This is a genomic window from Lacimicrobium alkaliphilum, from assembly GCF_001466725.1.
Classification (GTDB): domain Bacteria; phylum Pseudomonadota; class Gammaproteobacteria; order Enterobacterales; family Alteromonadaceae; genus Lacimicrobium; species Lacimicrobium alkaliphilum_B.
The window spans coordinates 378,242-399,165 of the sequence record NZ_CP013650.1 but is presented as its reverse complement, the minus strand read 5'-3'; the positions used below and the strand labels follow the sequence as shown (position 1 = coordinate 399,165).

The following is a 20,924-nucleotide window of genomic DNA, read 5'->3' as shown; positions in this document are numbered from 1 at the left end:
TGGCAATCCCGCAATCCGCTGCGCTCCTTGCAGGCTACACCACTGAGAGTAGGGTCGAATTTATTCGACAAATACCTTCTGCCAGCCCAATAAATTGGGCCCTACATAAGATTGCTCTTCTCTGCGTCCTCCGCGTCTCTGCGAGATCAAAAAAAAAGCTAATGATCACGCAGAGGCGCCAAGACGCAGGGAATTTGCCGGCCCATAGACAGAGGACACAGAGATATTAAGGGGTTAATGCCCTTTACTTCTCCTTCCGTGCCCTCTGCCTTTCGCGACTCAGCGATAAATTCTCTTTTCGAGCATTTAGTGTTTTTCGTGGTAAACAAAAGGGCACTGGGTTCCCGCCAACAACACGCGGGAACGACGTTCGGTCATGCCCGAGTGCTGTTATAGGGCATCCAGCGACCTTTGAGAAAGGCAGGATAGAACGCTTGCTTTAATATTTAAGAAAGCTGTTCCAGCATGGTCTGGGCGTCACTCACCTCAAACTTGCCGGGTTCTTCGAGGTTAACCTTTTCCACTTTGCCATCCACTACCAACATCGAATAACGCTTGGAACGGATGCCACCGAAGGTACCGGTATCCATATCCATGCCCAGTGCTTTGGCAAAACTGGCATCGCCATCGGCCAGCATTAAAAGCTCACTGGCATTCTGGTCTTTACTCCAGGCTTCCATCACAAAAGCATCACTGACAGCGGTACAGATAATGCTGTCGGCACCTTTCTCTTTGAGCTTGTCGGCCAGTGCCACATAACCCGGCACATGGGCCTCGGAACAGGTCGGCGTAAAAGGGCCCGGAACCGCAAAAAGTACCACTTTCTTACCGGCGAACAGATCTGCGGTGCTTACTTCTTTGCCCTCGCCATTTTCACGCAGGGAAAACTTCATATCGGGGAGAGATTGTCCTGGCTGAATCATTGAAGACTCCTTTTTAGGTTTTTGAGCCATGAATAAGATAAACATCAAAACGGTTGGCCCGGCCCGTCATTTCTATATGGGGCTTTTTCTCATCAAGCCAAGGGGCCCCGGCAGGCCGTTTTACCACCACGCGCTTTTGCGCCAGCTGTAAAGCGGGCGGCAGCAGGCTGTCGGCGTCTTCATCGGGGCCAAGCAACTGCTGAAAAAGGCGCATTTCTTTTTTTACCAGTGCCGATTTTTTTCTGTGGGGAAACATCGGATCCAGATAGACCACATCGGGCTTTTCTCCCTGCCAGTGTGTCATCACAGATACCGCACCCTCGCTTAACAGTTGCATATTCTGTGGCAGCCAGCGGCCAAGTTCCTGATCTTTTGTTGCCCGTTGCAAACCGTCTTCAAGCAGTGCAGAGACCACATTGGAGCGCTCGAGCAGGGTCAGATGGCAACCGAGACTGGCAAGAATAAAGGCGTCCCGGCCAAGGCCGGCAGTGGCATCCAGCACCGCGGGCCGGTAACTGCCCTTGATGCCCACCGCTTTGGCGATGGCTTCATTTTTACCGCCGCCGTGCTGACGACGCCAGCTTATGGAGCTTGCAGCAAAATCCACCTGTACGGCCCCCATTTTGGCATCATCCAGCGTTTTCAGCGCCAGTCCCTTGTCATCCAGCCACAGCACCAGACCGCTATTAAGATCAGCCCGGGCCAGCGGTAAACGCCACTTTTGCGCGACATCCTGCGCCTGAGTCTGAAATTCGCCGCTGGCGGCCATGACCGGGATCACTGTCATCAGGCGTGACCATAATTTTCGCGGTGGGCCAGCCAGCGATTGATCAGCGCCTGGGCTTTATCAGGATGTTCACGCCAGAGCCGTTCAGCAAGCTGTTGTACCTGAGGGATAAGGTGGGCATCACGCACCAGATCGGCAATTTTGAGTTCGGCCAGTCCGGTTTGCCGGGTACCGAGTAATTCGCCGGGGCCGCGGATCTCCAGATCCCGCTGGGCGATTAAAAAGCCGTCATTACTCTGTCTTAACACCGACAAGCGCTGGGTGGCGGTTTTCGATAATGGCGACTGATACATCAGTACACAGTGGCTTTCCACCGAGCCTCGCCCGACCCTGCCCCGTAACTGATGCAGTTGTGCCAGACCCAGGCGTTCCGGGTTTTCAATGATCATCAGGCTCGCATTGGGCACATCCACGCCCACTTCAATCACCGTGGTGGCCACCAGCAGATCCAGATTGCCTTCACTGAAGGCCTGCATCACCTGCTGTTTTTCGGCTGCTTTTAAGCGCCCGTGTACCAGCCCCACCCGCAGATCAGGCAGCGCCATGGCCAGCGCCTGGGCGGTATCCTCGGCGGCCTGACATTCCAGCACCTCGGACTCCTCTATTAAGGTACATACCCAGTACACCTGCCGCCCCTGCTGTTTGCAGGCCTCATGCACCCGGGCCACCACCTCATCGCGGCGATTATCGGGGATGGCAACGGTTTTTACCGGTGTGCGCCCCGGTGGCAGTTCGTCAATCACTGAGGTGTCCAGATCCGCGTAGGCGGTCATCGCCAGGGTGCGGGGAATAGGCGTAGCGGTCATAATCAGCTGATGGGGAAACAGCCCCTGCTGCTGGCCTTTTTCCCGCAGGGCAAGGCGCTGATGCACACCAAAGCGATGTTGCTCGTCGATGATCACCAGCGCCAGATGCTGAAAATTCACACTTTGCTGGAAAATTGCATGAGTACCCACCAGCATCTGAATGTCGCCGGCGGCCAGACGTTCCAACAAGGCCTCTCTGGCTTTACCTTTAAGTTTACCGGCCAGCCAGCCCAGTTCGATATTCAGCGGCTCCAGCCACTGCCTGAAATTATTCGCGTGTTGCTCGGCTAAAAGTTCAGTGGGTGCCATCATGGCCACCTGATAACCGGCACCGATGGCTGTCAGGGCGGCCAGGGCCGCAACCAGTGTTTTACCAGAACCCACATCTCCCTGTACCAGGCGCATCATCGGCCTCGCTTTAGCCAGATCCCGGGCAATGTCATCACTGACCCGCTGCTGCGCGCCGGTGGGTGCAAAGGGTAAAGAGTCCAGAAAACGTTTTATCAGCGCCGGATCCGGCGTCAGCGCCATGCTGTGCTGACTGTCACTGTTTTTACGCACCTTAAGTACGCTTAAATGATGGGCCAGCAATTCTTCGAGGATTAAACGCTGCTGTGCCGGATGTTCGCCGTTTTCGAGTATCGCCAGGCTCTCTGTGGCCTGCGGACGATGTACCGTCTTCAGCGCCTGTTTAAGGCTGATTTGGCTGTCGTACAGTCCTTCGGGTAGTAATTCTGCCAGCCCACCTTTATCCAGCAGCTTCAGGGCCTGTTCAGTGAGATTGCGCAGACTGATCTGCTTTAAGCCTTCAGTGGTGGGGTAAACCGGCGTATAGGCTTCTTCGGTGGGCGCGGGGGCATCTGCCTGTTGCAGGCGGTATTCCGGATGCATCATTTCCAGACCATATTTGCCACGGCGCACTTCACCGAAACAGCGGATACTCAGCCCCGCCTGCAGGGCATTTTTCTGGGCGGCACTGAAATGAAAAAAACGCAGGCTGATGCTGCCGGTGCCATCAGACACCCGCACGATCAACATGCGTTTACGACCAAACTGAATGTCCGATGACATCACTTCGCCCTGAATACTGGCGTGAATGTGCGGCACCAGATCGGCAATAGGATAGATACGGGTGCGATCTTCATAGCGCAGGGGCAGATGAAAGAGCAGATCCTGCACCGTCACCAGCCCCAGTTTTTGCAGCTTTTCGGCAACTTTGCTGCCTACACCTTTAAGTTCCGTCAGCTTCAGATAAGAGAGTGACTGCATCCATGATTATTTTAAAGCCAGTTTGGCAGCATGATACACCAACTCGGGATCAACACGTACCTTGTAATCATGGGAGCATCTTGCCGGCATACAACAGCATGGTATGTGACAGCAAAAAAAGCGGACCAGGTACTGTCCGCAGCGTCTAGCCAATCAAACCTTAGCCGGCGTGTTAGTGTCCGGCACTGCTTTGTTGTTGCTGCATAAAGCGTCTTATATCTTCGGCGTTCTGGCTGCGCAGCGCAGGCTTACCATCAACTAACATCAGATACGTGGGAAAACGCTTTATTTTATGTCGGAAAAAATGGCTTCCGGCCTCATCTATAGTCAGTTTAAAGGTAACCTGATGACGACGCTTATATTTATCCAGTGCCTCTTCATTGGTCCAGAGATGAGATAAAACACCAGTGATGGCCAGATCCGGATATAACTGACTGAGTGCATTGGCTTGTTTTTGCTGTTCGATACAATTCTGCGACATATCGGGGCGTCGTTCTTCGAGATACCAGTCACACCAGGTGGCAGTAAAATACAGTAATTCCAGTGGCCTTGGTGGTTGCTTTGGTTCGCTAAGCGGCTGCGTTGGCAGTGAGAGGGCATTCAGATCCAGCTCACCATCTGCCAGTAAAGACAGTTTATTATCCAGTGATTCATTCGCTTCATGGCCCTGATGTACCAGCTTACCGGCACGGTCGAAAATCAGATGATACGGTGTACCACGCATCTGAAAATCTCTGGCCACCTCGCCCAGTGAGTCCTTTACAACCGGCATAGTCAGGTCAAATTGCTCTCGCACCTGCTGAATCTTTTCATCACTGTCGTTCAGGTCGATATTGACGGCGATTACGTCTATATCGTCGCCGAACTTCTGCTGAACATTCTGAAAATGAGGCATTTGTTGCATACAGGGTTTGCACCAGGTCGCCCAAAGCTTAAGATACACAGGCTTGTTGTCCGTCAGCGCTGACAGCACCAATGCCTTACCGTTGAGATCATGAACCACTTGTTGCAAATGGTCTGAGTTTGCTTCGGCACACCTGGGATACAGTGCAATACCAACGAATACCAGACCACACAGCAGTAATAACCAGAGTTTAGCTTTCATGTTGTTTTCCTTAAGATTAACCTGACCGGGAGTATGTGCACTTTACCGGGACAGAAGTAGTACCAACCATGACTAAATTGACGGATCCAATTTTTGAAGTTGACCTTAACCTTCGGGGAAGCGATGCGGGCTCCCTGGTTGAAACCCTATCCGAACAACTTAAACAGGCCATTGACCAGGGACGTTTGCAACCCGAGTTCAGATTGCCACCGACCCGCACTCTGGCAACGCGAATCGGTGTATCACGCAATACTGTACTGGCCGCCTATGAAGCGCTGCGCAGTCTTGGCTACCTCGATTCCAGACGTGGTAGCGGCACATTTGTTGCTGCCAGGCCCGTAGAGCTGAAGACTGAGGCAACCAACAGACTGTCTCTGAAGAAACACCTTCATCCATACTGGCGGGAGCGTCAGCCCTTTCCCGGCCATGCTCAACAAGCTCGCACAGAGTTTGATTTTTCCGTGGGAAAAGCCGATATCAGTGACTTCCCTTTCGCCGAATGGCGCCGTCACCTGCACCGTGCGGTGCATAAAATGCAGCGGGTACTGACAGAGTCGATTCCGGATCCGCAGGGTCAGGCGTCTTTGCGCCAGAGTATTAGCCGTCACCTCTCGTTTAGCCGTGCACTGGCTTGTGAGGCAGAGGATCTTGTCGTGACCAATGGTGTTGCTCAGGCCGTTGAACTGCTGATACGGCTGTTCGTTCGTCCGGGACAAACCCGCGTGGCCATTGAACATCCTGGCTACTTTAAAACCCGTCAGGCGTTCGAAGCCGCCGGGGCGATTGTGGTGGAAGTGGAAGTAGATGAAAATGGCATGCAGGTGGACGCTATTCCGGCAGATGTAGACTTAGTCTGCGTCACTCCATCCCATCAGTTTCCATTGGGTGTGGCGTTGAGCCGGGCGCGCAGAAAAGCACTACTTCGTCGTGCCGAAGCCGAAGATATGCTGATTCTGGAAGACGATTACGATTGCGATTTCAGACTGGGTGAGCGGCCCATTGATGCTCTGAAGACACAAGATCTATCACAAAGAGTTTTTTATCTGGGCACGTTTTCTAAAAACATGTTTCCCGACGTGCGTATCGGTTATGTACTCTGCCCTGAGTGGGCCAGAACGTCGCTGGTAGCAGCCAGAAATGCTTCGGACTGGCACAGCCCGGTGATGGTGCAGGAGGCACTGGCGGACTTTATCGAACAGGGGTGTTTATTCCGACACGTTACCCGTATGCGTAAGCGGTATGCAGAGCGTGACAGAATATTGCGCCAGGCACTGAGTCATTTTTTTCCTGCTCGAATTACTGTACCTGAAACTTATGCTGGCCTGCATCTGACCGTATTGTTCGACCAGCACGTTGATGTACAGAAGCTAAAACAAAGAGCGCTGGCCCGTGGCCTGAACTTTTTTACCCTGAATGAACTTAGCCCCCAGAGCAGTGGTTTTAACGCTATTGTACTGGGCTACGGATGCATCGAAAAACAGGATATCGAGCCGGGCATCCGGCTACTGGCCGAGTGCATGGCTGATTAATCCCGTCCCTGAGTCGTTTCAGTTCTGCCCCTGCTCTATTTCACTGCCAGCCTGGCAGCATGATACACCAACTCGGGATCAACACGTACCTTGTAATCCGGGTTCACATACTGGAAATGGATCAGGCCGCTCTGATCGGCGATATACACTGCCGGTGCCGGTAATACGATGCGATCGTCGCCGGGCAGGCTGGCAAATACATCCCCCATGGCGCCGCGATATTTTTTGGCGGTGTCTACATCCAGGAAAAAACCGATCCCAAAACCACGGGTGGCGTTGAGATCATGGTCTGAGAGCACCTGAGCCTTATAGTCAGTATCGAATTTCTGCGACTGTAAGCGCGCGACAGAGTCCGTTGAAATAGTCAGGATCTGGTAGCCAAGTTCGCTGATTTTCTGCTCCACTGCACGAAAATCTGCTAACTGCGCATTACAGTAGGGGCACCAGCCGCCCCGGTAGAACAGGATCACAGCGGGCTTATCTTTGACCAGCTCGCGCAGATTGACGTCGCTGCCGTCAGGCCGCTTCACGCTGACATCGGGGATGATCTGGCCGTTCATCAGCGGCGTGACCTGTTCGGCGCTGCTGGCCACTTCGGTACGATCGAGGGCCAACAAGGGCTGACTGATCAGAGTACTGGCAAGAATAAAGGCAAATAAAGCAGAACGTATAAACATAATAGCTCCATGATGGGAAAGTAGGTTCGCCCTCTATTGACCCGCACAGACTCAGATAACTTTCACCTTTTCGCTTTTATCGCCCTGATATTCGCGCATTCGCTGCCACCAGCTCTGTGGGGCACTGATTTGACCCTCTTCGTCGATCTGCGGGTATTCCAGCCCTTTGATGCGACATAAGGTCTTCAGCCTGGGGTAGCCCCCTTCAAACAGAATGCGCTGGCACTCTTTTTCATCCAGTCTCGGCCGATCATATAAACCGGCCTGCTGGCGTTGACGCTGGGCTTCATACAAGACCAGGGCACCGGCCACCGATACATTCAGCGATTGCACCATGCCCTGCATCGGGATCACGATATGCTGATGAGCCGCAGCCAGCGCCTGCTCGGTGGCACCGTATTTTTCCTGGCCGAACAGAATGACGGTGGGGCGGCAGTAATCGATATCGCGAAAATCCACCGATTTATCCGACAGGTGAGTCACCAGAATCTGCATCTTCTGGCTGTTGAAGCTGTCGATAGCCCCGGAGGTATCGGCATGGGTATGCAGCTTCAGCCAGTTCTGACTGCCTACCGAGGTGCCGCTGCGGATCTGATGCTTGGTATTCCAGATCACATGCAGATTGTGTGCACCTACGGCGTCACAGTTACGCATAATCGCTGCAAGATTGTGCGGTTTATGCACTTTTTCCAGGCATACTGCCAGATCCGGCTGGCGCAGAGCCAGCATCTGGCGGATACGACGGTAACGCTCGGGCGTCATGGCCGGGACTTATTCAGGCAGCTCCATAATGCCGTCGATCTCTATCTGCGCGCCTTTGGGCAGTTCTCTGACACCGATAGCGGCACGGGCCGGGTAAGGCTGCTTAAAGTACTGCTTCATCATCTCATTGACCGCAGCAAAGTTGCTCAGATCGGTTAAGAAGATATTAACCTTGGTCAGATCATTAGGGCTGCCACCGGCGGCTTCACACACGGCTTTAACATTTTCAAATACCTGCCTGGCCTGCTCGGTAAAATCCTCTGAGACCATTTCCATGCTCTCGGGGACCAGCGGGATCTGGCCGGACAAATACACTGTGGTGCCGGATTTTACGGCCTGGCTGTAAGGGCCAATAGCGGCAGGAGCCCTGTCAGTATGAATAACGGACTTAGACATAACACTTTCCTCAGGAATTTTGTTTCGATTGACTGTGACGAGAAACTTTCTGTACCTCCGGCATTGCACGGATCTTGCGCATAACGTTTGCCAGATGTACGCGATTGGTAGTCGTAAGTTCCAAATCTATATAGTAAATATTGCTCTCTTTTTCCTCAGTCTGCAGACTGATGATATCAGAATCTGCCGTGGCAATGGCACTGGTGAGCTTGGCCAGCGTGCCCTGATGGTTAATCAGTTCAACCCTCACCGATGCCTTAAACTCACCCTGCACTTTGCTTTCCCAGTTCATCGGCAGCACCCGGTGCGGCTCTTCTTTAGCCAGCTTGCGGATATTACGGCAACCGTTCTGGTGGATCACCATGCCCTTGCCCGGACTGAGAATGGCGATAATAGTATCTCCGGGGATAGGATGGCAACAGCGGCCATAGCTGACCAGTAACCCTTCCGTGCCCTTTATGGCGACCCGGGCCTGGCCATCATCAATGATTTTCGGTTCCTGATTACCCAGTAACCGCCGTGCGACTATGGCGCTGAGTTCATTACCCAGGCCGATATCCGCCAGCAGGGCATAGAAGTTCTCGTGCTTGGTTTCCTGCACCACCCTGTCGATATCGGCCTCGGCAATCTCTTCCAGTTTAGTGGTACCCAGGGCATGGCGCAGCAACCTGTTGCCCATATTGATGGCTTCTTCGGAGCGCTGTTTCTTCAGATACTGACGGATATAAGAACGGGCCTTGGCGCTGACCACAAAGTTCAGCCAGCTGGCATTGGGTTTGGCTCTGGGCGAGGTGATGATCTCCACCGACTGGCCATTTTGCAGCGGCCGGTTAAGTGAATAATTGCGCCGGTCGACCCTGACCCCGACACAGGAATTACCGATATCTGAATGCACCGCATAGGCAAAATCCACGGCCGTGGCGCCCATGGGCAGCTCGATAATGCGCCCATCCGGAGTAAACACATAGATCTCTTCCGGGAACAGATCGGTTTTCACGTTTTCAATAAATTCCACCGAAGAACTGGCGCTGTGCTGCAGTTCGAGCAGTGACTGCATCCATTTACGGGCCCTGACCTGCGCTGTGGTGCCGCGGGTTTCGCCCGGTTCTTTATACATCCAGTGAGCCGCCACGCCTTTGTCGGCCATTTGTTCCATTTCCATGGTGCGGATCTGGATCTCCACCGGAATACCATGGGGGCCGACCAGAGAAGTGTGCAGCGACTGATAACCGTTAGTACGGGGGATGGCAATATAATCCTTAAACCGCCCTTCAATGGGTTTATACAACCCATGCATAGCCCCGAGCGCTCGATAGCAGCTGTCTACCCCCTCCACGATCAGGCGAAAGGCGTAAATATCCATCACCTCGTTAAATAACAATTCCTTGTTCTTCATCTTGCGATAGATGGAGTAAAGGTGTTTCTCGCGACCCAGCACCTGGGCGTCAATGGTGCTCTCTTTAAGACGAATTTCGATTTCCTGACGGGTATTTTCGATGATTTCTTTGCGGTTACCCCGCGCCTGACGCACGGCGCTGCCAAGGGCCCGGTAACGCATCGGGTACATGGCCTGAAAGCCGAGATCTTCCAGTTCATTTTTGATGTCATGAATACCCAGCCGGTGGGCAATAGGGGCATAGATTTCCAGGGTTTCACGGGCGATGCGGCGGCGCTTGTCAGGCCGCAGCGCCCCGAGGGTACGCATATTGTGGGTGCGGTCAGCCAGCTTCACCAGGATCACGCGGATATCCTGGGTCATGGCCATCATCATCTTGCGGAAATTTTCGGCCTGGGCCTCTCTTTTGCTGCGAAACTGGATCTTATCCAACTTGCTGACCCCTTCCACCAGGTCCGCCACCGACTGGCCGAATTCTTCGATAAGCTGTTCTTTGGAAACCGGCGTGTCTTCGATGGTGTCATGTAGCAGCGCCGACATCAGGGTTTCATAATCCAGATGCATATCGGCGAGGATGCCAGCCACTGCCACCGGATGGGTAATATAAGGATCACCGCTTGAGCGCATCTGCCCGTCGTGGGCGTCACGGGCCAGCACAAAGGCACGCTGAATATCTTCAACCTGCTTTGCGGGCAGATATTCACTGACTTTTTGTTTCAGGCCTTCAAACAGATACACGTGGGCTTCAGCAGAATTAATACATCAGGGGCTTAGAATACGAAGAATTGGCCTGAATAGAAATAGCCAGACAAAGGTTTTCAGGCCGGTTGGGCACCGGCCCGGGGTCAGACAACTTATTCCTGACCGGAGAGAATACTGGCTACAGAAGAAAACTCTTCCTGTTCCTGCTCCTGCTGGGTGCGCATTTCATCGGCATCCATGGTCTGAGCCGTTACCAGACCGCGTTCAATTTCACGCAGGGCAACCACTGTGGCTTTGTCATTTTCCCATTCAACCTTGGCATCACGCCCTTCGATTGCGAGCTGGCGGGCACGGCGTGCGGCAACCAGTACCAGATCAAAACGGTTACCAATCTTATCTACTGCATCTTCAACTGTTACGCGGGCCATCTTAAACTCCGTGAGCAATATGGAAAAAGGCCGCATAGTGTACAGTTTTTCCACGGTAAAAGAAATATGCTTTTGCAGGGGCAAGCTTTCAGTTGTCAGCCATCAGTTTTCAGAGTAGCCCGCGATGCAGCAAAGCGAAATCCGGGTTTAACACGCAGCATTTATTATTTCCCCGCAATCCGCTGCGCTCCTTGCAGGCTACGCCACTGTCAGTTGTGAGTGTAGCCCGGATGCAGCGAAGCGGAATCCGGGTAAAGAGGTAGATATTCTCATCACGTAGAGCCGCAAAGAACGCGGCGATGTTTGGGCGTTGCCCCTTTAGATTTCAGCGATCTTTGCGTCTCTGCGGTGAATAGCTTTTTAAAACTGAAAAACTAAGGTGCTACTTCAACAGCTCGGCGAAGAGCTTCTGATGGCGGCGGGCCTGTTTGGTTTGAGCCAGACGCTGGCACAATACTATCGCTTCGATTTCTTTCAGGGCCTGCTCGAAGTCGTCATTCACCACCACATAATCAAATTCCTGATAATGGGAGATTTCATCCCTGGCTTTGGCCATACGCTCGCTAATCACCTCGTCCGAATCTGTATTGCGGTGCTTTAAGCGGCGTAACAGTTCGTCCCGTGACGGCGGCGCAATAAAAATGGTGGCGGTATCCGGCATCTGTGCCTTGACCTGCCGCGCCCCCTGCCAGTCAATATCCAGGAATACGTCTTTACCCTGCTCCAGCGTATCGGCAATGGCCTGCTTTGAGGTACCGTAGTACTTACCAAATACTTCAGCCCATTCAAAAAAGGCATCATCGGCAATCATCTGCTTAAACGCAGACTCATCCACAAAATGATAATGTACAGCTTGCTGTTCACCTGGCCTGGGACTACGGGTAGTATGAGACACAGAGACCTGCATGGAGCCGTCCTGGTTACGCTCCAGCAAGGCTTTGATAAGACTGGATTTACCTGCACCAGATGGGGCAGCGAGAATAAACAGATTGCCGGTGGCCATAGCGCAAAAAACTCGTCAGACTGCAAAAACGCAATCTTAGCACAAGAACTTTGCGCCCGGCACTTGGACAGTCACTCAGAAGTCTTTACAGTAGACCTATAGCGATATCCGATACCTGGGATCGGCGATTTTGAAATAACAAGGATCATTAATGAATTCAGCATTACCCTTTGTGGAAGTACTTCACGGTAATAAGCCCGACGCACTGGTAGTCTGGCTGCATGGGCTCGGTGACTCGGGCAACGGCTTTGCCCCCATCGTGCCTGAGTTGAAGCTACCCTCCAGCCTGTCGGTACGTTTTGTGTTTCCCCATGCACCGGTGCGGCCGGTAACCATCAATAACGGCATGCAGATGCGTGCCTGGTATGACATCAAGTCGCTGGATTTTGAGAATCGTGCCGACAGCGAAGGGGTAAAGGACTCGGCGGCAATGGTTAAGGCGTTGATCGAGGAAGAAATCGAAAAGGGCATGTCTCCTGAACGTATCATCCTGGCCGGCTTTTCCCAGGGCGGTGTGATCGCGTACCAACTGGGTTTACGCTTTGAACAAAAGCTTGGCGGGATTCTGGCCTTGTCCACCTATCTCAGTCAGCCCGAGCTACTGGAACAGGAGCGTCATCCGGCTAATCAGCATACCGATATTCTGATTGCCCACGGCCTGTATGATGAAGTGATCCCCTGTGCCTTGGGTAAAGCGGCCTTTGAACGTCTGCAGGCACTGGAGTACCCGGTTCAGTGGCGGGACTACCCGATGCAACACAATGTCTGTATGGAAGAAATTCAGGAAGTCTCACAATGGCTGCAAAAACGCCTGAGCTGAAATATTCTGAAACAGGCCAGGACTGAATCCAGCTCGGCAGAGCATATCCCTTCACCCTGATCCAGGTCAGGCTCTCTGTCAGACAAGGGTATGGTTCAGAATGACAACTGCGACCGTCATGGCCTATTGCAGTTGTCATCTATCTAGAGGCATTCTGTTAAGTAAACCGCAGGAGTAGCCTGCGAGGAGAGAAGCGGACATGTCCAGCACCTTTGGCTCCTCTCGATGAGGAAATGCGACAGTGATAAATTCAAAGGTTGCTGGATTGCGGGAGAAGTATGCCTTACCCGGATTCCGCTTCGCTGCATCCGGGCTACACTGCTGAAGAGATTATCTTAATCAGTACCGTTGGCGGTAAAAGATCCTGACATTCGTCGGGATGACAAGAATGCGTTGGTCGGAATAAATTCCGGCCTGCGGATTATTAACCATTTGCGACTAAACTACATATTTACCCGCTCACATATATTTACAAATCTGTAACGCTTTATCCGCTCAGCTTCGGTATGATAAGGCTCTGCAATTTTAAAACTTAGATGCATGCGATTATGAACAAATTATGGATAAAGATAGCACTGCCAATTGTGGTGCTCGCCCTTGGCGTGGCAGGGATGTCGTTGATCAATGCCACCGCCCAGCAAAAAGAAGATAAAGAAGAAGTGGATACCCGCCCTACGGTGAGTATCGATGAGATCAGCGCAGAAGATTATCAGGTGATGATCACCAGCTTCGGTGAAGTGCGCCCTCTGGAGATGACACAGCTTTCGGCCCAGGTGTCCGGCGAAGTGGTGGACTGGCATGAGGATTTTGTTGCCGGTGGCGTCGTGCCCCGTGGTACCACCTTGTTCAGCATCGACAAACAGCGCTATGAAGCCAACATGTTGCAGGCAGAAGCCGAACTGAATCAGGCCCAGTCCCAACTTATTGAAGAGCAGGCCCGGGCCAGAGTAGCGGCACAGGAAGCCAAATCTATGGCCGACAGCCAGGTTACGGATCTGTACTTACGCAAACCTCAGTTGATGAGCGCCCAGGCGGCAGTGAAATCAGCAGAAGCCAAACTGAAGCTAGCCAAACGGGATCTGGCCTACTGTCAGGTAAAAGCGCCTTATGACGCACTGGTTATCAACCGGAATATTGGCCTCGGTCAGTATGTCAGTCAGGGAACCCAGGTAGCGGAGTTGTATAATATTGAAACCGCCGAAGTCACCCTGCCCATCGCTGGTTTTGACAGTGCTTTTCTTCCCACCCCCCTTGCTGGCACCGAAGTGACAGTAACCAGCCGCGGCATCAACAGTTATTCCCGTCAGGGCACAATTGACCGGGATCTTGGCATAGTGGAGAAAAGTACCAGGATGAGCCAGCTGGTTGCCCGTATTCAGGATCCTTACAGCCTGCACAGCCAGGGCCCGGTATTTAAATTCGGCAGCTACGTGGAAGTGAGTCTGGCCGGACAAACCCTGGAGCAGGTTTATCGCCTGCCGCAGGATCTGGTTACCAACCGCACCGTGTGGCTGGTAGATAAGGACATGCAACTGCAACCTGTGAAAGTGGATGTGCTGCGCGAAGAAGGTAAATACTTCCTTATCAACGATGGTCTTAGCGAAGGTGACAGAGTACTGACCACCGTACCGGAATATCCGCAGAAAGGCATGAAGGTCAAGCTGGCCAAAGGTGAAGATGACCCAAAGCTGGTCGCCCAGCGCGCTGAAGCCGAATAAGGAGTATTCATGACTGCTCAGGAACCAAAACAAACCGGCCTGATCGCGTTTTTCGCCAATAACCCGGTTGCCGCCAACCTGCTGATGATTTTCATCATTGTGATGGGGATTGTCAGCTATTTCACGATCCAGCGGCAGATGTTCCCGAATATTGAGATTAACTATATCAATATCAATGCCACCTACCGCGGCGCATCACCTCAGGAAATCGAAGAAGGCATTCTGATAAAGATCGAAGAAGCCCTCAAAGATGTCACCGAAATCAAGAAAACCGTCTCCAGAGCGTTCAGGAATTCGGGCAGGGTATCGCTGGAGATCAAAACCGATGCCGAACTGGCGGAGGTGATGGACAAGGTGAAATCCCGGGTCGACAGTATCGCCACCTTTCCGGCGGATATGGAGCCGGTGACGATCGCCCAGGCCGAGTTCAGGCAAAGCGTGATTGAAATGGCAGTGGTGGGCGATCTGCCGCTGACCGATCTCAAGGTTCTGGCCCGGCAGATGGAACGGGAGCTATTGCAGCTTGGCAATATCTCACTGGTAAATCTGGATGCGCCGGATGACGAAATTGCCATTGAAATCAAACCGGAGATGCTGCGCAAATATAATCTGACCCTAAGTGATGTGTCGCAGGCCATACGCCGCTATTCAGCGAATATGTCGGCCGGGCAGTTGCGCACAGACTCCGGCATTATCTCCGTAAGGGTAGAGAACCAGTATTACAACGGTGAAGAATTCCGCCAGATCCCGATTAAGATCGGCCCAAGCGGTGCCCGTGTATTGTTGCAGGATGTGGCCACAATAGAGGACGGTTTTACCGAGGGCGAACGCTACTTCAAATACTCAGGTATTAACGCGATTTTTATGGCCGTACAGGCAACCAAAGACCAGAATATGATTCCGGTGGCCGATTCGGTGAAAAGTTTTATTGAGCACCGCAACAAAACGCTGCCTCCGGGTGTAGAAATGAAAGTGCTGGTGGATATGACCTACTACCTCAATGCCCGCCTGGATATGATGCTTAAAAATCTGTTCCAGGGTTCGATTCTGGTAGCGCTGATGCTGACTCTTTTCCTGCGCTTCCGCCTCGCGTTCTGGGTGATGGTCGGCCTGCCAGTGTGTTTCCTGGGCGCGGTCATGATGATGCCTGTGTTTGGCATCAGCATTAATATCCTCTCACTGTTCGCATTTATTATGGTGCTGGGGATAGTGGTGGATGACGCCATTGTTATTGGCGAGAGTTCCTACACTGAGATAGAAAAATATGGCGGCGGGGTAGAAAGCGCGGTGCGCGGCGCCAAAAGGGTGGCCACCCCGGCCACCTTCGGGGTACTGACCACTATTGCTGTATTTGCCCCCTTTACCTTCAGCTCGGGGCCTGAGGGCACCTTCTTCTATATTATCGCCATGGTGGTTATCTTTTGTCTGGTCTTCAGTCTGATTGAATCCAAGCTGATCCTGCCGGCGCATATTGCCCATACCAATTTCAAACCGGTAAAAGAAACCAGTTGGCGCTCACGCTTCAACAGGCGCTTTTTCGGTTTTGTTAACGGCCCCTATAAGAACTTTGTCAGCCGCTGTACCGAATTGCGCTGGCTGGTGTTGTGTACCTTTGTCGCCATTCTGCTCATCAGCGTAGGGCTGATCAGCGCAGGTCATGTGCGTACCGTACCAACCCCAAAAGTGCCTCATGATTTCCCCAGCATTCGCATCGAGATGAATGAAACGGTATCGGATCAGGCTACCATCGATGCCCTGATGACCATCGAGCAGGCGATTCTGGATGTGGATAAAGAGACCGAGGCCGAATATGGTATTGGCATGGTACGGGATATGCTGGCCTTTAATCAGGGCCGCACCGAAGCCAGAATCGTGGTGCCCCTGATTGAGGAGGAAGATCGTCCCTACAATACCTTTGAGTTGTCACGGCGCTGGAGGGAGAAAATTCCTGAAATCCCCGGTATGAAATCATTCTCCATACAGGACGATGTGAATGGCGGCGGCAATGACGGCGATTTTGGTTACCTGTTGTTTGGCTCCGACCTCAAAACCCTGAATGAAGCAGGCCGGCGTTTTATCGCCATGCTACAGGAGCAGGAAGGTCTGTTTGATGTCAGTTCAACCATCGATCCGGCCAGTAAGGAAGTGCAAATTCAATTGCTGCCGGTGGCCTATGATCTCGGTCTGAATCTTAGCACCATTGCCAACCAGGTAGGTGCCAGCTTCTTCGGTACCGAAGCTCAGCGGGTTATCCGTGGCACAGAAGAAGTGCGGGTAATGGTGCGTTATCCGCGACTGACCCGCGAACGATTCGCCGAACTTAAGCATACCGTCATTACGACCCCTGATGGCCAGGAAGTGATGCTTGGTGATGTGGTGACCTTAAGCGAACAGCCCGGCATCAGTTATATCCGCCGTGAAGGAGGTTATCGCAGCGTGTATGTATGGGGTGCCATCGATCAGGACAGTGTCGAACCCGGTGCCGCTGTCAAGAACATCAAAGAGAAACTGTTGCCGGATCTCAAATCTGAGTTCCCCTCAGTGATGACCGAGCTGGGCGGCGATATTGCCGAGCAGCAGGCACAGCAGAACGAGCAGATGATGTTCTTTATTGCCGGTATGATCATCGTGTATATCCTGCTGGCGGTGCCGCTGAAAAGCTATGGGCAGCCGATTATCATAATGTCGGTGATCCCTTTTGCCATGACCGGCGCCATCTGGGGACATTTCTTCTTTGGCCTGGATATGAGCATGATGTCGACCTTCGGTCTGATCGCAGCGGCCGGGGTGGTCATCAATGACAGTCTGGTGATGACAGACTTTATCAATCAGCGCCGGGAAGAGGGAATTCGCATCAAAGATGCGGTGGTGGAAGCCGGCTGTGCCCGATTCCGTGCTATTACCCTGACCTCCATCACAACCTTTGTGGGCGTACTGCCAATTATGTTTGAGACCAGCCTGCAGGCCAGATTTGTTATTCCTATGGCGGTGGCACTGGGCTTTGCAGTACTTTACGCCACAGTGGTGACACTGATTCTGGTACCTTGTCTGTACCTGATCCTCGGTGATCTGCGCAGACCCTTTAGCTGGGCCAGGCGCAAAATCACCGGCAACAAGAGCCAGCCGGCCATTGGCAGCGAGCCACAGACCGATAGCTGATCAGTAACGCTTAACACCTCAAAGGGCCCCTCGGGGCCCTTTTTTATCTCTCTCAGACCGCATCCGACACCCTCTCCTGGCGCCCAGCCTGATGATGTACGCCGCTTTGTTGCTGTTATCTGCCCACGAATAGCCAGTGAAAACTTGCCGGTTTGTCTTGTACTTCCCTTGTTGAATTTAATATTGATAACAATTATCATTCCCAACTAAATTTTTACAGCAACACGAAGTCATCATGGAAAAAACACCTGTCTCTATTGCCTTACTATCTGCACTTTCAGCTCTTTCTTTGCCAGCCATGGCCAGTTCAGGGGTTGATGATGTGATTGAGGTCACTGCGACCCGCACTTCTGTACCACAAAGTGCTATTCCTGCGACTGTATCTGTGATCACCGGCGAAGAAATCCGTGCGCAACTCAACGTCGCCCAGTCGCTTTCTGATATTCTGGGAAATATGATCCCGGCGTTTTCTCCTTCGCGTCAGAAACTCACCAGCTCCGGTGAAACCTTGCGGGGCCGCGACCCTCTGTACCTGATTGACGGTATCCCGCAGTCAAATCCGCTGCGTAATGGTTCTCGTGCCGCTTATACTATTGACCCCTCTATGATTGAGCGCGTAGAAGTGATTCATGGTGCCAGTGCCATACAGGGAATGGGTGCCAGTGGTGGTATTATCAATATTGTCACCAAGTCAGCAGAAGACGGGCCGACCCACGAAGTGAATGCGGGTATCACGGCATCACCTGATGAACTGTCAGACAGCATGACCTATCAGGCCGGTTATCTGTTCAGACAAAGTGACGGAAAATGGCAAACCGTGCTCGGTGTTCAGGTTAAAGAAACCGGCATGTATGTTGATGGCGAAGGCCAGCTCATTGGTCTGGATGGAGTACAGGGCGACACCATGGATTCCACCAGCTATGACCTGTTCGCCAAGTTTGGTTATACCATTGATGATGAGCAGTCATTAGAGTTTATGATCAACCGCTTCGATATGGCCGGTAACGGTAACTATGGCACCCTTGATGGCGATCGCGCAGCCGGTATTCCGGCGATTTCAGTTGAAGGGATCGTTGAAGGCGACAGTCCTGAAAATACCGTCACCACTTCCAGTCTGACCTATCATCACACTGCGCTGTTTTCCGGCAGGCTGGACTGGCAGCTGTTTTTTCAGGATTTTTCCGCGCTCTACGGTGGTGGTCGCTACGGCACCTTTCAGGATCCGGACTTCGGTGACAACCTGTTTGACCAGTCACGCAACGACTCTCGCAAGTATGGTTCACGGATCACTATGAACTGGCAGGATGTGGCAGAAAGTCCGCTGGGCATCACCGCCGGTCTCGACTATTTAAATGACACCACCTTCCAGGAACTGGCACAAACCGGCCGTAAGTGGGTCCCTGATACCGAGTTTGTTAACTGGGCGCCCTATGTTCAGGCCCGCTATCAGTTAGGTAACATCAACCTGAGCGCCGGTGTACGCTATGAATATGGCAAGCTCAGGGTAGACGATTTCACCACTCTGGCATCGTACAACAGTACCTTCGTAAACGGCGGCGAGCCCTCTTTTAATGAGTTACTGCATAACCTCGGTGCGGTCTATCAACTGACCGAGAACTGGCGGGTATATGCAAGCTATTCAGAAGGCTTCAGCATGCCTGATGTGGGTAGGGTTTTACGTGGTATCAGCGAGCCGGATCTGAGTGTTTCCAGCTTCCTGGATCTGCAGCCGGTAATTGCCGACAACCAGGAAGCCGGGCTGGAATACAGCGGCGATGCGTTGTCTTTCAGCGCCAGCTATTTCACCTCTGATTCAGATTTAGGTGCCCGTCTTCAGGCAGATGCCGATGGTATCTACAGCGTAAAGCGTGAACGTACCGAGATTGACGGCATTGAACTTAACGCCAGTTACATGCTGTCAGCCGATACCCGCTTATCTGCCAGCTACGCCGATACCAACGGCGAATTTGACAGCGATGGCGACCAACGGGTCGATCAGGACTTATCCGGCCGCAATATCGCCCCCCGTCGTCTGAATCTCACCTGGCAGCAAAGCTGGACAGATATGTTGCTGACACGGGTGCAGTGGAGCCAATTATTTGACCGCGATGCCGGTGAGGGTAACAGCATTAATGACTTTGACGGCTACCACACCATTAACGCCACCGCGACACTGGATACGCTGTCATCAGGAACCTTTACTCTGGGCGTGGAAAATCTGCTGGATGAGTATTACTTTACCTACTATGCACAAAGTGTTGGCGGCGATAATCGCAACTTCACCGGGCGCGGCCGCACTGTTACCCTAAGCTGGCAGTACGGATGGTAATCCATTGCGCCAAACTTTAAAGCGCTTAAACCAGCTCGCCCACACCTGGCTCGGCCTCCTGCTGAGCCTGTGGGTGTTGTTGATGGCAGTGACCGGTACGGTGCTGTATTACAAACCGGCGTTACTGAAGCTCACTTACCCTGTGCTCGATCTGGCAGCACCCCTTAACCGTGCTCAGACCGCCCGTCAGCTGGATAATCTCACATCACCACTGACCGGGGGCTATGCCTATATGCCAACAGACAGTGCCCCCTGGCTGGAAGTGGTCGATGAGGATAAAACTCGCTGGTACTTTGGCGAGTCAGGGCTGTTGTTAAAGCGGGAGCTGCATGGTGACCTGATCGATATCTTCGTCTCACTGCATCATGATTTGATGCTAGGGGATACCGGCAAAGATCTGTTGGGACTATTTGGTCTTGCCAGCCTATTGCTGATAGTGACCGGACTTATTCGCTGGTGGCCCCGTCACGGTTTCTCCCGTCGCCACTTCAGTATTCACTGGTTTAGTCTGAAAACCCGCAAAGGCCTGCAAACCCTTAGCGAACTGCATAAAGTGAGTGCTGCGCTAATGGCGATCCCCATTGTAGTCATTCTCGCTACCGGTACCGCCATCATGTACTCTCAGCCGGTCAGGACAGCGCTGATCAGTCTGCTGCCAGCAAGCGGCACACAACCGGCTATTCCTTTACCTGCACCACAAGCTGCAGACTGGCAGAGCCGGTTTGAGGTAGCTGAGGCATTATTTGAGGGTGCTTCACCACGTCTTATTTACCTCTCCAGAGACAGGATGCGGCTTAAGTTTGACGATGAATGGCACCCCAATGGCAGAAGTTACCTTGGGTTTGCACCAAAAAGCGGTGAGCTTATTGAGCTGGAAAGTGTGCGGCAGACGGCAAAGGGAAATCAGCTTTCCCATACCATCTATCCGTTGCATGTTGCCGCAGTGGGCGGGGCATTTTATCTGACCATCAGTACCCTGGCCGGCCTGGCGCTGATTGTACTGCCGGTAACCGGCATCGCTTATTACCTGAAACGCCGCTGTTATCGACAAGCCAAATAATGCAGACCCTGCCGGACATCCCTCAGGATAAGAAGCGGACGCCTGATTTGTGCAA

16 protein-coding genes are annotated in these 20,924 nt (G+C 52.7%); 6 read left to right on the top strand and 10 right to left on the bottom strand.

All coding sequences use genetic code 11. The features are described from left to right. Positions 1-446: 446 nt before the first annotated feature. The 4 genes from AT746_RS01855 to AT746_RS01840 form a co-directional block, all read right to left on the bottom strand. The gene (locus AT746_RS01855) at positions 447-923 is read right to left on the bottom strand and encodes a peroxiredoxin (RefSeq protein ID WP_062475661.1); all 477 of its coding nucleotides are present in this window, start codon (positions 921-923) and stop codon (positions 447-449) included. 13 nt (positions 924-936) lie between these two features. Further along, positions 937-1,710, bottom strand: a complete 774-nt coding sequence (locus AT746_RS01850) for a class I SAM-dependent methyltransferase (protein ID WP_062475658.1) — start codon at positions 1,708-1,710, stop codon at positions 937-939. Then, entirely contained in the window at positions 1,710-3,785 is a 2,076-nt protein-coding gene (gene recG / locus AT746_RS01845) for an ATP-dependent DNA helicase RecG (RefSeq protein ID WP_062475655.1), read from the bottom strand. The genes AT746_RS01850 and recG overlap by 1 nt, the downstream gene beginning before the upstream one ends. Before the next feature lie 172 nt (positions 3,786-3,957). After that, the gene (locus AT746_RS01840) at positions 3,958-4,890 is read right to left on the bottom strand and encodes a TlpA family protein disulfide reductase (protein ID WP_062475653.1); all 933 of its coding nucleotides are present in this window, start codon (positions 4,888-4,890) and stop codon (positions 3,958-3,960) included. Between the two features lie 68 nt (positions 4,891-4,958). On the opposite strand from AT746_RS01840, the gene AT746_RS01835 reads away from it, so the two are divergent. Further along, complete coding sequence (locus tag AT746_RS01835) at positions 4,959-6,419, top strand: PLP-dependent aminotransferase family protein (protein ID WP_062475650.1); 1,461 nt, start codon at positions 4,959-4,961, stop codon at positions 6,417-6,419. Positions 6,420-6,454: 35 nt separating this feature from the next. On the opposite strand, the gene AT746_RS01830 is transcribed toward AT746_RS01835, so the two are convergent. The 6 genes from AT746_RS01830 to gmk form a co-directional block, all read right to left on the bottom strand. After that, positions 6,455-7,096, bottom strand: a complete 642-nt coding sequence (locus AT746_RS01830) for a peroxiredoxin-like family protein (protein WP_062475647.1) — start codon at positions 7,094-7,096, stop codon at positions 6,455-6,457. A gap of 51 nt (positions 7,097-7,147) precedes the next feature. Beyond that, positions 7,148-7,858, bottom strand: a complete 711-nt coding sequence (trmH, locus tag AT746_RS01825; protein WP_062475645.1) for a tRNA (guanosine(18)-2'-O)-methyltransferase TrmH — start codon at positions 7,856-7,858, stop codon at positions 7,148-7,150. Positions 7,859-7,867: 9 nt separating this feature from the next. Further along, positions 7,868-8,254 carry a RidA family protein gene (locus AT746_RS01820; RefSeq protein ID WP_062475641.1) on the bottom strand — a complete coding sequence of 129 codons (387 nt, stop codon included), beginning with the start codon at positions 8,252-8,254 and terminating at the stop codon, positions 7,868-7,870. Between the two features lie 10 nt (positions 8,255-8,264). Further along, entirely contained in the window at positions 8,265-10,388 is a 2,124-nt protein-coding gene (gene spoT, locus AT746_RS01815) for a bifunctional GTP diphosphokinase/guanosine-3',5'-bis pyrophosphate 3'-pyrophosphohydrolase (protein ID WP_062475638.1), read from the bottom strand. Positions 10,389-10,504: 116 nt separating this feature from the next. Then, positions 10,505-10,780, bottom strand: a complete 276-nt coding sequence (gene rpoZ / locus AT746_RS01810) for a DNA-directed RNA polymerase subunit omega (protein WP_062483870.1) — start codon at positions 10,778-10,780, stop codon at positions 10,505-10,507. A 382-nt stretch (positions 10,781-11,162) separates the two neighbouring features. Then, positions 11,163-11,783, bottom strand: a complete 621-nt coding sequence (gene gmk / locus AT746_RS01805) for a guanylate kinase (RefSeq protein WP_062475635.1) — start codon at positions 11,781-11,783, stop codon at positions 11,163-11,165. 151 nt (positions 11,784-11,934) lie between these two features. On the opposite strand from gmk, the gene AT746_RS01800 reads away from it, so the two are divergent. The 5 genes from AT746_RS01800 (at position 11,935) to AT746_RS01780 (ending at position 20,869) form a co-directional block, all read left to right on the top strand. Continuing rightward, the gene (locus AT746_RS01800; RefSeq protein WP_062475633.1) at positions 11,935-12,603 is read left to right on the top strand and encodes an alpha/beta hydrolase; all 669 of its coding nucleotides are present in this window, start codon (positions 11,935-11,937) and stop codon (positions 12,601-12,603) included. Positions 12,604-13,151: 548 nt separating this feature from the next. After that, positions 13,152-14,321 (top strand): efflux RND transporter periplasmic adaptor subunit, encoded by a 1,170-nt coding sequence (locus AT746_RS01795; protein ID WP_062483867.1) that lies wholly within the window; start codon positions 13,152-13,154, stop codon positions 14,319-14,321. 9 nt (positions 14,322-14,330) lie between these two features. Beyond that, positions 14,331-17,480 carry an efflux RND transporter permease subunit gene (locus AT746_RS01790; protein WP_062475630.1) on the top strand — a complete coding sequence of 1,050 codons (3,150 nt, stop codon included), beginning with the start codon at positions 14,331-14,333 and terminating at the stop codon, positions 17,478-17,480. Positions 17,481-17,715: 235 nt separating this feature from the next. Then, positions 17,716-19,809 (top strand): TonB-dependent receptor, encoded by a 2,094-nt coding sequence (locus AT746_RS01785; RefSeq protein WP_062475627.1) that lies wholly within the window; start codon positions 17,716-17,718, stop codon positions 19,807-19,809. 4 nt (positions 19,810-19,813) lie between these two features. After that, on the top strand, positions 19,814-20,869 hold the full coding sequence (locus tag AT746_RS01780; RefSeq protein WP_062475624.1) for a PepSY-associated TM helix domain-containing protein: 1,056 nt from the start codon (positions 19,814-19,816) through the stop codon (positions 20,867-20,869). The last annotated feature ends 55 nt before the right edge of the window (positions 20,870-20,924 follow it).

Excerpts from the sequence above, each read along its gene's own strand:
- AT746_RS01855 (WP_062475661.1), bottom strand. The coding sequence starts at position 923 with ATGATTCAGCCAGGACAATCTCTCCCCGATATGAAGTTTTCCCTGCGT.
- AT746_RS01850 (WP_062475658.1), bottom strand. The coding sequence starts at position 1,710 with ATGACAGTGATCCCGGTCATGGCCGCCAGCGGCGAATTTCAGACTCAG.
- recG (WP_062475655.1), bottom strand. The coding sequence starts at position 3,785 with ATGCAGTCACTCTCTTATCTGAAGCTGACGGAACTTAAAGGTGTAGGC.
- AT746_RS01840 (WP_062475653.1), bottom strand. The coding sequence starts at position 4,890 with ATGAAAGCTAAACTCTGGTTATTACTGCTGTGTGGTCTGGTATTCGTT.
- AT746_RS01835 (WP_062475650.1), top strand. The coding sequence starts at position 4,959 with ATGACTAAATTGACGGATCCAATTTTTGAAGTTGACCTTAACCTTCGG.
- AT746_RS01830 (WP_062475647.1), bottom strand. The coding sequence starts at position 7,096 with ATGTTTATACGTTCTGCTTTATTTGCCTTTATTCTTGCCAGTACTCTG.
- trmH (WP_062475645.1), bottom strand. The coding sequence starts at position 7,858 with ATGACGCCCGAGCGTTACCGTCGTATCCGCCAGATGCTGGCTCTGCGC.
- AT746_RS01820 (WP_062475641.1), bottom strand. The coding sequence starts at position 8,254 with ATGTCTAAGTCCGTTATTCATACTGACAGGGCTCCTGCCGCTATTGGC.
- rpoZ (WP_062483870.1), bottom strand. The coding sequence starts at position 10,780 with ATGGCCCGCGTAACAGTTGAAGATGCAGTAGATAAGATTGGTAACCGT.
- gmk (WP_062475635.1), bottom strand. The coding sequence starts at position 11,783 with ATGGCCACCGGCAATCTGTTTATTCTCGCTGCCCCATCTGGTGCAGGT.
- AT746_RS01800 (WP_062475633.1), top strand. The coding sequence starts at position 11,935 with ATGAATTCAGCATTACCCTTTGTGGAAGTACTTCACGGTAATAAGCCC.
- AT746_RS01795 (WP_062483867.1), top strand. The coding sequence starts at position 13,152 with ATGAACAAATTATGGATAAAGATAGCACTGCCAATTGTGGTGCTCGCC.
- AT746_RS01790 (WP_062475630.1), top strand. The coding sequence starts at position 14,331 with ATGACTGCTCAGGAACCAAAACAAACCGGCCTGATCGCGTTTTTCGCC.
- AT746_RS01785 (WP_062475627.1), top strand. The coding sequence starts at position 17,716 with ATGGAAAAAACACCTGTCTCTATTGCCTTACTATCTGCACTTTCAGCT.